Genomic DNA, 13,599 nt, shown 5'->3' with positions numbered 1-13,599 from the left:
CTGGACCGCGACCCCGGGGCCGTGGACGCCCTGCTGGGCGGGGAGCAGGACGGCCTGGCCCCGGCCCTTGAGGCCGAGGCCGGGGCCATCCGCGCCCCGGGGCTGGAGACGCGGCTGGTCAACCCGGCCAAGCTGGCCGATCCGGGCCCCCCGGTGGGCCGCGAGCTGGCCAACCTGGAGCGCTCGGCCCTGCTGGACGTTGTGGAGGCCGCGCCCGTGGTGCGCGAACCGGCGCGGGAGGAAGCGCAGACCGCCGCCTCGCCCCGCGCCGAGGCCCGGGCGGGCGGCGGCGTCCCCGAGCTGGGCCCGGGGCTGCTGGGCGGCTCGGTCTGAGCCGGGGCCGTTCCGCAGGCCCGGCGGGGGGCGCTCCCGGCGTTTTTCACAAAGTTCTTGCGTCCGGGCGGATGTTGGGATATACGTTTTGCTTACGGGAGCCCCCGGGCGACCGGACATGACATATCATGCAGAGAGGCGCGAGGGATCTGGCCCGTCGACCGCCCGGCAACCTGCTCCGTCAGCGGAGAGCAAGGTGCTAACGCCAGACCCGCAAGGGACCATGAGAGTGACGCGCAACGCATCAGCCCCTCCCCTTGCGGAGGGGCTTTTTTTTCGGGCCCTGGCCCGGGAGGATGCAGGAGTTTCATGCATAGATTCAACGATCCCAAAGAGTTCCAGGAACAGGCACTGGCCGACCGGGCCCGGGGGAAGACCACGGCCCTGGTGCCGACCATGGGCTTTCTGCACGAGGGCCACGCCAGCCTCATCCGCTGGGCCGCCGCCAACGCCGACGCGGTGTACGTCAGCGTTTTCGTGAATCCCACCCAGTTCGGCCCCGGGGAGGACCTGGAGGCCTACCCGCGCGACCCCGGGCGCGACGCGGCCCTGGCCGAGTCCTGCGGCGCCACGGCGCTGTTCATGCCCGCGCCCGGGGACATTTACGCCCCGGACCACTGCACCTGGGTGGAGGTCCCGCCCCTGGCCCGCCACCTGTGCGGCGCGAGCCGCCCGGTGCACTTCCGGGGCGTGGCCACGGTGGTCAGCATCCTGCTGCACCTGGCCCTGCCCCATGTGGCGGTCTTCGGCCAGAAGGACTGGCAGCAGCTGGCCCTGCTCAGGCGCATGGCCCGCGACCTGCACCTGCCCTGCCGCATCGAGGGGCGGCCCATCGTGCGCGAGGCCGACGGCCTGGCGCTCAGCTCGCGCAACGTCTACCTCGGCCCCGCCGAGCGGGCCCAGGCCCCGGGGCTGCACGCCGGGCTGCTGCACGCCGCCGCCCTGGCCCGCGACGGGCAGCGCGACGCCCCGACCCTCAAGGCCGCCATCGCCGCCTACTACGCCGAGCACGTCCCCGCGGGCGAGGTGGACTACATCGAGATAGTGGACCCGGAAAACGTGCAGCCCGTGGCGGCCCTGGAGGGCCCGGCCCTGGCCGCCGTGGCCGTGCGCCTGGGCCGCGCCCGGCTCATCGACAACGAGCTGCTGCGGCCCTGACCCCATCCGGCCCGGGCCGTGCCCGCGCCGCGAACGGACCATCCCCCCAACGGCAGCGCCGGAGGGGAAACGCATCAGGAGGAAAAACCCCATGATCAGCAACAAAGGCCGTTTCCATTTCACGTCCGAGTCCGTGACCGAAGGACATCCCGACAAGGTCGCCGACCAGATCTCCGACGCCGTGCTCGACGCGCTGCTGGCCCAGGACCCCGAGTCCCGCGTGGCCTGCGAAACCCTGGTCACCACCGGGCTGGCCATGATCGCCGGCGAGATCACCACCAAGGGCTACGCCGACCTGCCGGCCATCGTGCGCGAGACCATCCGCGAGATCGGCTACACCAGCTCGTCCATGGGCTTTGACGCCGACACCTGCGCCGTCATGTCCACCATCGACAAGCAGTCGCCGGACATCGCCCAGGGCGTGGACCGCAAGGCCCCCGAGGAGCAGGGCGCCGGCGACCAGGGCATGATGTTCGGCTTCGCCTGCGACGAGACCCCGACGCTCATGCCCGCGCCCATATTCTGGGCCCACAAGCTGTCGCGCCGCCTGACCTATGTGCGCAAGGAGGGCATCCTCGACTTCCTGCGCCCCGACGGCAAGACCGAGGTCAGCTTCACCTACGAGGACGGCCAGCCCAAGTTCATCGACACCGTGGTCATCGCCGCCCAGCACGACGAGAACATCGCCTACCAGGACCTGGTGGACGCCATCCGCGAGGAGGTCATCTTCAAGACCCTGCCCGGCGAGTTCGTGGACCGCAAGAAGACCCGCATCTTCATCAACACCACCGGTCGTTTCGTCATCGGCGGCCCCATGGGCGACTGCGGCCTGACCGGGCGCAAGATCATCCAGGACACCTACGGCGGCATGGGCGCCCACGGCGGCGGCGCCTTCTCCGGCAAGGACCCCTCCAAGGTCGACCGTTCCGGCGCCTACATGGGCCGCTACATCGCCAAGAACGTGGTCGCCTCGGGGCTGGCGCCCAAGTGCCAGGTCCAGATCGCCTACGTCATCGGCGTAGCCGAGCCCGTGTCCGTGCTCGTGTCCAGCCTGGGCACCAGCGAGATCAGCGACGAGGCCCTGACCGACGCCGTGCAGGGGACCTTCGACCTGCGCCCCTACCACATCGAGAAGCGGCTCGACCTGCGCCGCCCCATCTACAAGGGCACGGCGTGCTACGGCCACTTCGGCCGCGAGCGTCCCGAGTTCACCTGGGAAGCCACGGACATGGCCGAGACCCTCAAGGCCAACTGCCGCGGCTAGCGCCGGGCAGCGCGTCAAGGAAAGGGGGGACCGCCCGCGGGCGGTCCCCCCTTTTTTTCCGTGCCCGGACGCCGGGCTCAGCGCCGGGACAGGGCGCGCAGCACGGCGGCGATGTTCTCCGGCAGGTCCGCCGTGCCCACGGCCTTCAGCCCGGTGGCGTCCAGCCGGGCCGCCGTGCCCTGGAACCAGCCCACCTGCGGCCCTGTGGCCCCGTCGAACACGGGGCTGCACACGGTGACCAGCTCCATGTTTTCCGTGTCCTGGCCGCGCCTGGCCAGCTGCTCCCGGAGGTAGGCCAGGCCCTGGGCGCGTTCCTGCCCGGTTTCGCCCACGATGGGCAGCCCGCCCCGGGTGCCGAGCACGGGGCGGCCCTCCTCGAAGAGCGCGGCGCCGCGCTGGTCGAGCCAGTCCCGGCCGCCCACCGGGGCCGGGTCCGCCCCGGCGGCCAGCACGGCGGCCGTGGCGTCGCCCGCCAGCCGCGCGGCGGCGCGCGGGGCGGAAAAGGCTTGGTCCCCGGTCCAGATGCTTGCGGCCGCTGCCTCGTCCTGGGGCGCGGGGTTGTCCCGGGGGTCCGGTTCGCGAGGGGCGACGGCCGCCGCCCAGGGGGCCTGGATGCTGTCGTCGATGCGCATTGCTCCTCCTGGTGCTGAGGGTGGCTGGGCCGGGGAAGAAATTTCCCCTTCGGGGCGCGCAGCAAGAAACGCTCCACCCGGAAGGGCCGGGCAGGAAAAAGCCCCCGCGGCCAGGGCCGCGGGGGCTTTGGTTCCGGCAGGCGGGCGGGGCCCGCGCGCGCAGCTACAGTTCAACCCCCAGGCGCAGCAGGGCCGTGAACGGCGCGCCGACCACATAGCTCGTGGCCCCGGAGCGGGTGTCGTCGCCCGCGGTGATGCCCGAGATGTATTTGGCGTCCAGCAGGTTGTAGAAGTCCAGGCTCAGGCGCACGCTCTTGGCCCAGGAAACGTCCTCGAAACGGTAGGAGGCGCTGAGGTCCACCACGGCGTGGCCCCCGATCTTCTCCTTGTGCTCCAGGTCGCCGTAGCGGTCGCCCAGCAGGCGCAGCATGGGCGAAACCTCGAAGGCGCCGTGGCGGAAGATGAAGCCGGTCTTGGCCATCCAGCGCGGGGTGTCCACGACCTGGTTGCCCTTGCAGTCCAGGGTGTTGCCCGCAAAGGTCAGGTCGTCGTCATAGGTCAGCATGGTGTAGGAGGGGCTCAGGAACCAGGTGAAGCCCTCGCCCAGGTGCACGTTGGCCTCGATCTCGGCGCCGTAGCCCGTGGCCTCGCCCACGTTCTGCTGGTAGTCCACGCCCGTGAGGCCGATGCGCGGATCGTGGACGGTGACCAGCAGGTTGTCGCTCTTGGAGTAGAAGACCGAGGGGGTGATCTCGGCCGGGCCCAGGCTCAGGCGCACGCCCATCTCCACGGTGTCGGTGGTTTCCATGTCGCGGGTGTTGAACAGGTCGTCCAGGGTCACGCCCGCCGCCAGGAACTGGGGCCGCTTGCTGCTGTAGAGGTTGATGAGCGGCACATAGGAATACGGGCGGATCTGGCTGCGGCCGTAGCTGAGGAAGGGTTCCACCTCGTCGGTCACGGCGTAGGACAGGGCCAGGGTCGGCAGCAGGGCGTCGTAGACCTTGGTCTCGCGGTCCAGGTCCTGCTGGCGGACCAGGGTGTTGGGCGCGCCGGGGGCGGAGGTGTAGCCGTGGGTGGCGGGGTCGATGTAGTGGAAATACTTGAGGCCCGCCTGCCACTTGAGGCGGCCGTGGTCGCCGCCGATCTTCGCGAAGGGGCTGTGCAGGTGCCCGCGGTCCAGGCTCCTGGTGTAGATGCCGTAGCCCAGGAATCTCTCGTCGGCCGGGTTGTAGTTCTTGGTGATGATGCGCATGTCCGTGGTCTCGTACTGGTAGCCGAGTACGGTGGTCACGTCGCCAAAGCGTTTTTTCATCTCGGAGGTCATGCCGAAGCGTTCTATGTAGCGGCTGCGCTGCTGCATGCGCTTGTTGGACGAGTTGCCCTGATATATGGTCGAGTCCTCCTTGGAGTAGAAGGGCTTGAACTTGAAACCCCAGGTCTCGTCAACACTTGCCGAAACGATGGCCATGACATCGTTGTTGTTGTAGATGCCCCGGTTGTACTTGTAGTAGTATATGTCCTGCGCGTTGTTGCCGGTCAGGCTCTCGTTGAAGTCCTTGCCGTGGTAGTCGGAGAGCGAGTCCGCCTCGTTGTGGGTCAGGGCGCGGTACAGGTCGCTTTCGATGTGGTTGGAGTTGAAGAAGACCTTGATGTCGTCGTCGCCCAGGGTGGGCTGGCGCAGCATGAGGTTCACGTTGGTGCGCGGACCGACCTGGCCCGGGCCTTTCCACTTGTCGGCCTCGGTGTAGGAGAACGAGCCGGACAGGGCGGTGCCGGCGTCGGTGAGCCGCCCGGAATCCAGGCGCAGGAAGCTGCGCGAGTAGGAGTTGGAGCCCACGCCCTGCTCGAACTCCAGGCCGGGTTCGTCCTTGGGCCATTTGGGGCGCAGCTCGATGGCCCCGCCGCGCGCGCCCACGCCGGTGCCGATGTCGGCGGGGATGGCGCCCTTGTATATGGTCACGCTCTCGAAGTTGTTGGTGTCGTAGAGGTACTCGCGCGGGCCCATGGGGTTGCCGCCCCAGTTGGACACGCCCTCCACGGACATGGCGCCCAGAAAGCCGCGCACCCCGCGCATGCGGATGACGTTCTGCTCCGGGCTCAGGCCGAAGCTGTCGGCGCTCTCCACGCTGACCCCGGCAGGACCTGCAAGGTGTTGTAGATGCTGGTCTGGGCCCGGCCCCCCTGCATTTCGATACCGTCGGCGGTGATCTGGGTGCCGGTGAACACCGTGTCGCCGCTTTGCATGGTCGGGGCGATGATGCGTGTGGCGTTGACGACCATCTCGTCCAGGCGGATCGTGTTTTCCGCGCCGCGCGCCGGGGCCGCGGCCAGGAGCAGCAGCGCCGCGCAGGCGCCAAGGAGCAGGCGGGGGGAACAGGGGAAGGGGACGCGCATGACCATGCCTCCAGCGTGCCGGGTTGCCCGCCCCCCGGCGGGCTCCGGCGGCGCGGGGGGTGCCCGCCGCAGGCCGCCCCGGGGCGCCGGAGGGCGTGCAGACTATGCACCCAGGGTGTTTTGATACGAGGTAAAGGTATATTTTTTCAGAATCAAAACGGTGAATAGTTGAATGAAAATGAAAAGGTCAAGCATAATGTGACATGATTTGTGCTTTAATGCTATTTTATAGGTAGTCATTCGCGGAAATGGTGCCCGCCATTGTCGTCTTTCCTGTGCAGGTGGGCGCCCGGAACGCGGGGCGCAGGTGGCTTTGGGGGCCGGGGCGTTGCTGCAAAAAGGGCCCAGGGGGCCGGGGCGTCCGGGGTGGCGCCGCGCATCCGGGCAGCCCGCGTGGAACGTGCCACCATAAACGAAGCGGGCACCCCGCGCTCCGTGCGCAGGGTGCCCGCTTCGGGCCGGGTGTGCCGCTTCCGGGGCCGGGCTAGGTAGACCTAGTCCCCCTGGGTCGCGGGGCCCAGCAGGCTCTGGGTCCAGTCCATGGACTGGGTGTAGAGCGCGTCGGCGACCTCGGCGGGAATCCCGGGGATGGCCAGCATGCTGTCCACCTGCGGCCAGTCGTGGCGTTCGTAGGCCCGGACCAGGTCGATGCAGAAGCGGTAGTCGCCGCTCTTGCCGGCCAGGGCGGCCTTGAGTTCCTCGGCCAGGGGCAGGGTGGCGAGGATCTGGTCCATGGGCACCCCGAGCATGGCGTCGAGCAGGGAGAACAGCCCGAGCAGGAAGTGGGCCTCCGGGGAGTAGTTGGCCGGGCAGCGCTCGGCCATCAGCTCCAGGAAGCGGCCCCGGTGTACCGACAGGAACGCCACCTCGCGGCCCTTGTTGCCCGGGGCGAGGTCGGACATGATCACCACGCGCAGCCACTGGGCGAGCTGGCGCTGGCCGAGCAGGGCGATGGCCCGGGGCACGGACTCCACCTTCTGGCAGACGCCCATGCCCGCGGAGTTGATGTAGCGGAAGAGGCGGTAGGTCAGGGACGGGTCGCGCTGGATGATGTCCGCCAGGCGCTTCACGTCGAAATCCGCCGAGCCCAGCTCCTGGAGGAGCTGGATCTTGGTCAGCTCGCCCGAGGCCAGCTTGCGCCCGGGGATGATCTCGGGCCGGGCGAAGAAGTAGCCCTGGAACAGCGTGAAGCCCAGCTCGCGGCACAGGGCGAAGACCTCGTTGTCCTCGACCTTTTCGGCCAGCAGGCGGCAGCCGTAGCGCTCCAGGCGCCGGGTCACCTCGCGCAGGCGCCGGGCGCCCTCGGGGCCGCCGTCGCCCAGCACGGCCAGCACGTCGACCTTGATGATGTCCACCAGGGGCAGGAAGGGTTCCAGGGCGGCCTCGCCCGTGAAGTCGTCCATGGCGACGGTGTAGCCCGCGTTTTTTGTTTCGCGCACGGCGGCCAGGACGGCCTCGTCGGGGGTCACGTCCTCGAGGATCTCGACCACGGCGATTTCGGCGGGCAGGGCGAAGGCGAAGTTGTCCAGCAGGAGGGACCGCGGGAAGTTGATGAGCGTCCGCTGGCCGGGGCGCAGGCCCTGGGAGGCCAGCAGGAAGCCGTCGGCGATGACCTTGGCCGTGGCCATGTCGGCGTCGGCCACCTGGGCCGCGCGCGCGTCGCCCGTGGCCCGGAAGAGCAGTTCATAGCCCCAGACATCCAGCTCCGGGGTGAAGATCGGCTGCCGCGCCACAAAGACGTTCTCGGCGGGGGCGGCGTGTTGGGGGATGATATTCATCGGTCTCTCGGCGTGTGGGGGAAGCTTCATGTTGTGCGTGAGCCGTTTTCCGTCCGGCAGGGAGTTGTAACACTTCCATTATGCCACAGGTTTTCTCCCCGGAGCAAGGAGTATCCCGCTTTGCCCGTGGCGAAGAAAAGACGCCGCCGGACTCGGGGCTCCGGCGGCGTCTTGCGTTTTTCTGAAAGGGGCCGGTTCAGGGGACCAGGGGCGCCAGGCGCAGGCCTTCGGCGGGATCCAGGCCGAGCATGAGGTTGGCGTTGGCCAGGGCCTGGCCCGAGGCGCCCCGGCAGAGGTTGTCGATGCACGAGACCACGATGAGCCGGTCGGTTCGCGGGTCCACCACCAGGCCGATGTCGCAGAACATGGTGCCGCGCACGTTCTTGGTCTCGGGCAGGGCGCCCTGGGGCAGCACGCGCACCCACGGCGCGTCGGCGTAGGCGTCCGCATAGGCGGCGTGGACCTCGGCCAGGGTCGCGGGGCGCGCCAGGCGCGCGTAGCAGGTGGACAGGATGCCCCGGTTGATGGGCAAAAGATGCGTGTTGAAGGACACGCGGATATCCCGGCCGACGAAGCGCGACAGCTCCTGTTCGATTTCGGGGGTGTGGCGGTGGCGGCCCAGGTTGTAGGCCCGGAAGGTGTCGGCCACCTCGCAGAACAGCGAGCCCACGGCGGCCTTGCGTCCGGCGCCCGTGGCGCCCGACTTGGAGTCGACGACCAGCCCGTCGGCCTCGGCCAGGCCCCGGCTCAGGGCCGGATACAGGCCCAGGATGGCCGAGGTGGGATAGCAGCCGGGGTTGGCCACCAGCCGGGCCGCGCGGATGGCCGGGGCGTACAGCTCGGGCAGGCCGAACACGGCGTCGGCGATGAGCCCGGGGTGGCGATGCTCCAGGCCGTACCACTGGGCGTAGGTCGCCGGGTCCTTGATGCGGAAGTCGGCGGACAGGTCCACCACGCGTACGCCGCGCTCCACCAGGGCGGCGGCCATGTCCATGGCCGTGCCGTGGGGCACGGCCAGGAACACCAGCTCGCAGGCCCGGGCCAGGTCGTCCACATCGGGCTGGCTGACCGTCAGCCCGCCCACGGGCAGCCCGCCCAGCCCGGGGAAGAGCTGGTCCAGGGTCCGCCCGGCGTCCGAGCGCGAGGTGGCGCGCACCAGCCGCAGCCCGCCGTGGCCGCACAAAAGGCGCGCCAGTTCCATGCCGGTGTAGCCGGTGACGCCCACCAGCCCGGCCTTGAAGGTCGTCATTGCCGGAGCCTCACTTCATTTTCATGACGTATTGCATGCGCAGTTCGTAGAGCAGGCCTTCGAGCAGCCGCCGTTCGTCGGGGGCGAGGCAGTTGCCCGTCTTTTCCTGGAGCATGGCCAGGATGTCGATGGTGTGCTTGGCCACCGGCAGGTTGGCCATGGTCTGCCCCGATTCGGGCTCGGGCACCTCGCCCAGGTGCACCAGGGCCGAGGAGGCCAGGGACATGACGAAGGTGGAAAAGGTCACCTCGGGCAGGGGGGTCTGGGCGGCGGCGGCGTCGGCCGCGCGCTCGGCCGCGCGCTGCTGTTCGTCGCTGGGCCCGGCGCCGGATGCGGCGCACTGTTCGTTGCTCATGGCCTTTACTCCTGTGTGTTTTGGGCGCCGCCCTGGGCGGGGGGGCCGTCCAGCAGGGCTCCCTCGTAGGCGGCCAGGGCCCGTTCCAGGTAGTCGCGCGAGCCGCTGTAGCCGCCGGTGAGGGCCAGGGCGCCCGCCAGGGCGGCCAGCCCGGCCAGCACGTCGCCGAAGTCCACATGGCCCATGTGGCCCATGCGGACCATGCGGCCCTTGAGCCGGTCCTGGCCCCCGGCCATGACCACCCCGTAGCGCTCGGCCGCGGCCTGGAGCAGGCGCGAGCCGTCGACCCCTGCGGGCAGCAGGATGCTGGTCAGGCCCCAGGTGTAGTGGTCCTTGGCCAGGAGTTCCAGGCCCAGGCCCCGGGCCCCGGCGCGGGCCATCTGCGTCAGGGCCCACTGGTGGCGGAACACGCCCTCCAGGGTCGTCTCGCGGAAGATGCCCAGGCAGGTGTGCAGCCCCATGAGCAGGTTGATGGGCGGGGTGAACAGGGTCTGGCTGGCGCCGACGATCTTGTCGCGCTCGCCGCGCAGGTTGAAATAGAAGTGGTGCGGGTCCACGCGCTCCACGCGCTCCCAGGCCCTGGCGGACAGGGCGGTGAAGGCCAGCCCGGGGGGCAGCATCAGGCCCTTTTGCGAGCCGGTGAGCAGGCAGTCGATGCCCCATTCGTCCATGGGGCAGGGCGAGATGCCCACGGCGGAGATGCCGTCGACCACGAGCATCAGGTCGCGCTCGCGGGTGAAGGCGGCCAGCTCGCGCACGGGATGCAGCACGCCGGTGGAGGTTTCCGATGCCTGGACCAGGACGCCCTTGATGTCCGGGTGCTGGGCCAGGGCCTTTTGGATGTGCTCCACGGTCACCGCCTGGCCCCAGGGCACGGAGAGGACCACCGCGTCCAGGCCGTGGGCCGAGGCGATTTCCGTCCAGCGCTCGCCGAACTTGCCGCCCTCGACGACCAGGACCTGCTCCCCGGGGGCGAAGAGGTTGCCCACCGCCGCGGTCATGGCCCCCGTGCCGGAACAGGCCAGGGTGATGACGGGCTGCCCGGTGCCGAAGAGCCAGCGCAGCCCGGTCTGGATTTCGCCCAGCAGGGCGGTGAATCCGGGCTTGCGGTGATGCACCATGTCCATGGCCAGGGTCAGGCGCACGGTTTCGGGCAGGGGGGTGGGCCCGGGGGTCAGCAGGCGGGTCTTGGGGGTCATGGTCGGCGGTCCTTTGCGGCGGGTTGCTGGTTTGCGCGTGGTCGCGGGGAAGATGTACCGCGTATCCCGCAAATCTTCAATCTCCGGGAGGGTCTTCCCGGCGCGGGCTGGCGGCCGGGCTCAGGGGGCGGCCGGGGGGCGCATGGGCGCGTAGAGGCTCAGGGCCGTGCCGCCCGCGCCCAGGAGCGCGAAGCCCCAGAGCACGGCGCGCATGGCGGTCATGAACTGCGGGGCGTTTTGCGCCGTGGCCGGGTGCGGCCCCAGGGCGAGGGACAGGGCGATGCTGGCCACCACGAGGCAGAAGGTCATGCCCGTGGTGCGCATGGCGGCGGTCATGGCCGAGGCCACGCCGTAGTGCGTGGGGGCCACGCTGCCCATGATGACGCTTACGTTGGCCGTGGCGAAGATCGCGGTGCCCGCGCCGCACAGCAGCAGGATGGCCACCGCCAGGGGCAGGGGGGACTGCGGCCCCAGCAGTGCGGCCGAGGCCATGGCCGCGCTGCCCATGCCCATGCCCAGGGTGGCCACGCGGTGCGGGGCCACGCGCTCCACCAGGGCCCCCGACAGGGGCGAGAGCACGGCCTGGGTCAGCGGCTGGGCCATGAGCACGAGCCCGGCCTCGCCCGCGGTCATGCCGCGGGCGATCTGCAGGTACAGGCTGAGGAGGAAGGTGATGCCGAAGGTGGCGGCGTAGTTGATGAACTGCACGACGCAGGCGAAGGCGAAGGGTTTGTTGCCCGCGAACAGGCGCAGGTCGAGCAGGGGGGCGTCGGCGCGGGCCTCCCAGGCCACGAAGGCCGCCAGGGCCAGCAGGGCCGCGGCGAGCATGAGCTTGCCCTCCGGGGCGTCGAAGTGTGTGCCGCCCTGGGTCAGGAGCATCATGCCCAGGGCCATGAGCACGGCGCCCGTCCAGTCGAAGCGCAGCCCGCGCACCACGCTGGGGCGCACGGGCAGGTGGCGCAGGGCCAGGGCGGCCCAGGGCGGGCACGGCCACGGCCACGGCGGAGAGCATGAACACGAGCACGAACTGGGTGGCGGTGATGGCGAAAAGCCCCGCGCGCTGTTCCGGTGCGAGGGTTGTTTTCACGAGTTGTCCCGGCCGTCCAGGGCGGCCCTGAGGTTGTGTGCCATGCGGTCCATGAGCTCCAGGGCCTGGGCGCGTTCCCGGGGGCTGAAGTCCTTGAACAGCATCTGGTCGTGCCCGTCGAGCACGGCGCGCAGGGGTGCTTCCAGCTCCCGGGCGCGTCCGGTGGGGGTCACGAGCTTCTGGCGGCGGTTATCGGGGTTTTCGGCGCGGGTGACCAGCCCGTCGCGCTCCAGGGCGTGCAGGGCGCGGGCGGTGGCCGCGCTGCCCACGCCCACGCGGGCGGCCATTTCGTCCTGGGTCTGCCCGGGCTTGCACAGGGCTTCCATCAGGTAGGGCAACTGCCCGGCGGCGACGCCGTGGCCGCGCAGCCGCCGCTCCAGGAGCGCGGCTTGCAGGCGGCTCATCATGCCGATGCGATAGCCCCCCGAAACCATTCTGCGCGCGTGGTGATCCATTGGTCCTCCGAGTCTGTTTACCAGGCAACTGTTGCCCGGGTGAATAATGTCGCACAGCGCGGCTGTCAATGCCCGCCCGGCCGCATTCCCGCACACAGGGCCCTCCGCCCCCGTCCGCGCACATGCCCGCACCGGCGGCGGCCCCGCCCGTGCGGCCCCCGCAACGAAGCCCGGAAGCTCCCACCCAGGCTCCGCCCCAACCGTCCTGCCCGCGCCACCCCCATCCCCCCGCCCCGCCCGCGCGGCTAGGCGCCGCGCGGGCGGGAGCGGCGTGCGGGGTCGAGGGGGCGTTGCCCCCTCGCGGGGGTCCAGGGGGCGGCGCCCCCTGGCGGGGTCCGGGGCGGAGCCCCGGGGCCGTCCGTCCGCTCAGTGGGCCTCGGCCCAGGAGGGGCCCTGGCCCCAGTCCACGGCCAGGGGCACGTCCAGGGTCATGACCCCGCCCATGATGGCGGCCAGGCGTTGCCCGGCGGCCTCGGCGTTGGCCTGCGGGCATTCCAGGAGCAGTTCGTCGTGGACCTGGAGCAGCAGCCGGGCGTCCAGGGCGTCCAGTTCGGGGTCGCGGTCGGCGGCGAGCATGGCGAGCTTGATGATGTCGGCGGCCGAGCCCTGGACGCGGGTATTGATGGCCTGGCGCCGGGCCAGGGAGCGCTGCTGCTGGTTTTGGGTGTCGATGTGCGGCAGCAGGCGCCTGCGTCCGGCCAGGGTGGTGACGAAGCCGTGGTTGCGGGCGTCGTCCTCCACGGCCTGGTAGAAGTCGCGCAGGCCGGGCAGGCGTTCGAAGTAGCGTTCGATGAATGCCTTGGCCTCGGAGAGCGGGATTTCCAGTTCGCCCGAGAGTTTTTGGGGGCCCATGCCGTAGATCAGCCCGAAGTTGATGGTCTTGGCGTTGCGGCGCTGGTCGGGGCTGACGCGGGCCGGGTCGGTGTCGAAGAGGATGGCCGCGGTGCGGGCGTGGATGTCCTGGCCGTGGCGGAAGGCTTCGAGCAGGGCGGGCTCGCGGGAGAGGTGGGCCAGTACGCGCAGTTCGACCTGCGAGTAGTCGGCGGCCACGAGCAGGCGTCCGGGGGGGGCGACGAAGCAGGCGCGCATGCGTCGGCCCATGTCGCCCCGGATGGGGATGTTCTGGAGGTTGGGGCCGGAGCTGGACAGGCGGCCCGTGGCCGTGGCGAGCTGGTTGAAGGTGGTGCGGATGCGTCCGTCGGGCCCGGCGGCCCGCGGCAGGGGCTCCAGGTAGGTGGAGCGCATTTTCTCCAGCTTGCGCCAGGCCTGGATGTCGGCCACGACGGGGTGCTCGTGGCGCAGCTTTTCGAGCACGTCGAAGGAGGTGGAGGGCAGGCCGCCGGGGGTCTTGCCGCGCGGCTTGAGGCCCAGGCGGGTGAAGAGCGTCTCGGCCATCTGCTGGCTGGAGCGCAGGTTGAAGTCCGCGCCCGCGCGTTCCTTGATGCGCGCCTCCAGGGAGTCGAGCTCGGTGTTGACCTCGGCCAGGAAGGCGGCCAGGGCGGCCTTGTCGACCAGCACGCCCCGGCGTTCCATGCGCGCCAGCACGCCGATGAGCGGGGTTTCCATGTCGCGCATGAGCGCGTCGAGCCCGGCGGCGGCCAGGCGGGCTTCCAGGGCCTGGGCCAGGGCGGCGGCGGTGCGGGCCTGCCCGGGCACGGGGGCGGGCAGCAGCTCCGGGGCCAGCCGTCCGGTCAG

General features: G+C 70.5%; 13 protein-coding genes and 1 riboswitch. Of the genes, 3 read left to right on the top strand and 10 right to left on the bottom strand.

Translation table 11 applies throughout. From position 1 onward, the window contains the following. The 3 genes from M0P34_RS07510 to metK form a co-directional block, all read left to right on the top strand. Positions 1-333, top strand: a 333-nt coding sequence (locus M0P34_RS07510; protein WP_291498042.1) for a hypothetical protein, incomplete at its 5' end; no start/stop codon positions are given. A 123-nt stretch (positions 334-456) separates the two neighbouring features. Continuing rightward, a riboswitch (SAM riboswitch) is annotated at positions 457-563 on the top strand. Between the two features lie 79 nt (positions 564-642). After that, complete coding sequence (gene panC, locus M0P34_RS07505) at positions 643-1,491, top strand: pantoate--beta-alanine ligase (RefSeq protein WP_291498040.1); 849 nt, start codon at positions 643-645, stop codon at positions 1,489-1,491. Positions 1,492-1,582: 91 nt separating this feature from the next. Beyond that, entirely contained in the window at positions 1,583-2,755 is a 1,173-nt protein-coding gene (metK, locus tag M0P34_RS07500) for a methionine adenosyltransferase (RefSeq protein WP_291498038.1), read from the top strand. 77 nt (positions 2,756-2,832) lie between these two features. On the opposite strand, the gene M0P34_RS07495 is transcribed toward metK, so the two are convergent. From M0P34_RS07495 to M0P34_RS07450, 10 genes are all read right to left on the bottom strand, one after another. Beyond that, entirely contained in the window at positions 2,833-3,387 is a 555-nt protein-coding gene (locus M0P34_RS07495; protein ID WP_291498036.1) for a hypothetical protein, read from the bottom strand. A gap of 163 nt (positions 3,388-3,550) precedes the next feature. Continuing rightward, positions 3,551-5,512: a TonB-dependent receptor gene (locus tag M0P34_RS07490; RefSeq protein WP_291498035.1), complete on the bottom strand. Its 1,962-nt coding sequence runs from the start codon at positions 5,510-5,512 to the stop codon at positions 3,551-3,553. Then, entirely contained in the window at positions 5,485-5,781 is a 297-nt protein-coding gene (locus M0P34_RS07485; RefSeq protein ID WP_291498033.1) for a hypothetical protein, read from the bottom strand. Before M0P34_RS07485 ends, M0P34_RS07490 begins: the two co-directional genes overlap by 28 nt. 494 nt (positions 5,782-6,275) lie before the next feature. Further along, complete coding sequence (locus M0P34_RS07480) at positions 6,276-7,559, bottom strand: EAL domain-containing protein (RefSeq protein ID WP_291498031.1); 1,284 nt, start codon at positions 7,557-7,559, stop codon at positions 6,276-6,278. Positions 7,560-7,755: 196 nt separating this feature from the next. Next, entirely contained in the window at positions 7,756-8,808 is a 1,053-nt protein-coding gene (argC, locus tag M0P34_RS07475) for an N-acetyl-gamma-glutamyl-phosphate reductase (protein WP_291498029.1), read from the bottom strand. 10 nt (positions 8,809-8,818) lie between these two features. Continuing rightward, positions 8,819-9,163, bottom strand: a complete 345-nt coding sequence (locus M0P34_RS07470) for a DUF1844 domain-containing protein (RefSeq protein ID WP_291498027.1) — start codon at positions 9,161-9,163, stop codon at positions 8,819-8,821. A gap of 5 nt (positions 9,164-9,168) precedes the next feature. Next, positions 9,169-10,362, bottom strand: a complete 1,194-nt coding sequence (locus tag M0P34_RS07465; RefSeq protein WP_291498025.1) for an alanine--glyoxylate aminotransferase family protein — start codon at positions 10,360-10,362, stop codon at positions 9,169-9,171. 120 nt (positions 10,363-10,482) lie between these two features. Beyond that, the gene (locus tag M0P34_RS07460) at positions 10,483-11,310 is read right to left on the bottom strand and encodes an MFS transporter (protein WP_291498023.1); all 828 of its coding nucleotides are present in this window, start codon (positions 11,308-11,310) and stop codon (positions 10,483-10,485) included. A gap of 135 nt (positions 11,311-11,445) precedes the next feature. Further along, positions 11,446-11,904, bottom strand: coding sequence for a MarR family transcriptional regulator (locus M0P34_RS07455; RefSeq protein ID WP_291498021.1), 459 nt, complete (start codon positions 11,902-11,904; stop codon positions 11,446-11,448). 366 nt (positions 11,905-12,270) lie between these two features. Beyond that, positions 12,271-13,599 (bottom strand): DNA polymerase (locus M0P34_RS07450; RefSeq protein ID WP_291498008.1); only part of this gene is annotated, 1,329 nt, incomplete at its 5' end.

The sequence above is a fragment of the Desulfocurvus sp. genome, from assembly GCF_023230885.1.
GTDB lineage: Bacteria > Desulfobacterota > Desulfovibrionia > Desulfovibrionales > Desulfovibrionaceae > Desulfocurvus.
The sequence above is the reverse complement of the archived record's forward strand: the minus strand, read 5'-3'. Positions and strand labels throughout refer to the sequence as shown.

Excerpts from the sequence above, each read along its gene's own strand:
- panC (WP_291498040.1), top strand. The coding sequence starts at position 643 with ATGCATAGATTCAACGATCCCAAAGAGTTCCAGGAACAGGCACTGGCC.
- metK (WP_291498038.1), top strand. The coding sequence starts at position 1,583 with ATGATCAGCAACAAAGGCCGTTTCCATTTCACGTCCGAGTCCGTGACC.
- M0P34_RS07495 (WP_291498036.1), bottom strand. The coding sequence starts at position 3,387 with ATGCGCATCGACGACAGCATCCAGGCCCCCTGGGCGGCGGCCGTCGCC.
- M0P34_RS07485 (WP_291498033.1), bottom strand. The coding sequence starts at position 5,781 with ATGCGCGTCCCCTTCCCCTGTTCCCCCCGCCTGCTCCTTGGCGCCTGC.
- M0P34_RS07480 (WP_291498031.1), bottom strand. The coding sequence starts at position 7,559 with ATGAATATCATCCCCCAACACGCCGCCCCCGCCGAGAACGTCTTTGTG.
- argC (WP_291498029.1), bottom strand. The coding sequence starts at position 8,808 with ATGACGACCTTCAAGGCCGGGCTGGTGGGCGTCACCGGCTACACCGGC.
- M0P34_RS07470 (WP_291498027.1), bottom strand. The coding sequence starts at position 9,163 with ATGAGCAACGAACAGTGCGCCGCATCCGGCGCCGGGCCCAGCGACGAA.
- M0P34_RS07465 (WP_291498025.1), bottom strand. The coding sequence starts at position 10,362 with ATGACCCCCAAGACCCGCCTGCTGACCCCCGGGCCCACCCCCCTGCCC.
- M0P34_RS07455 (WP_291498021.1), bottom strand. The coding sequence starts at position 11,904 with ATGGATCACCACGCGCGCAGAATGGTTTCGGGGGGCTATCGCATCGGC.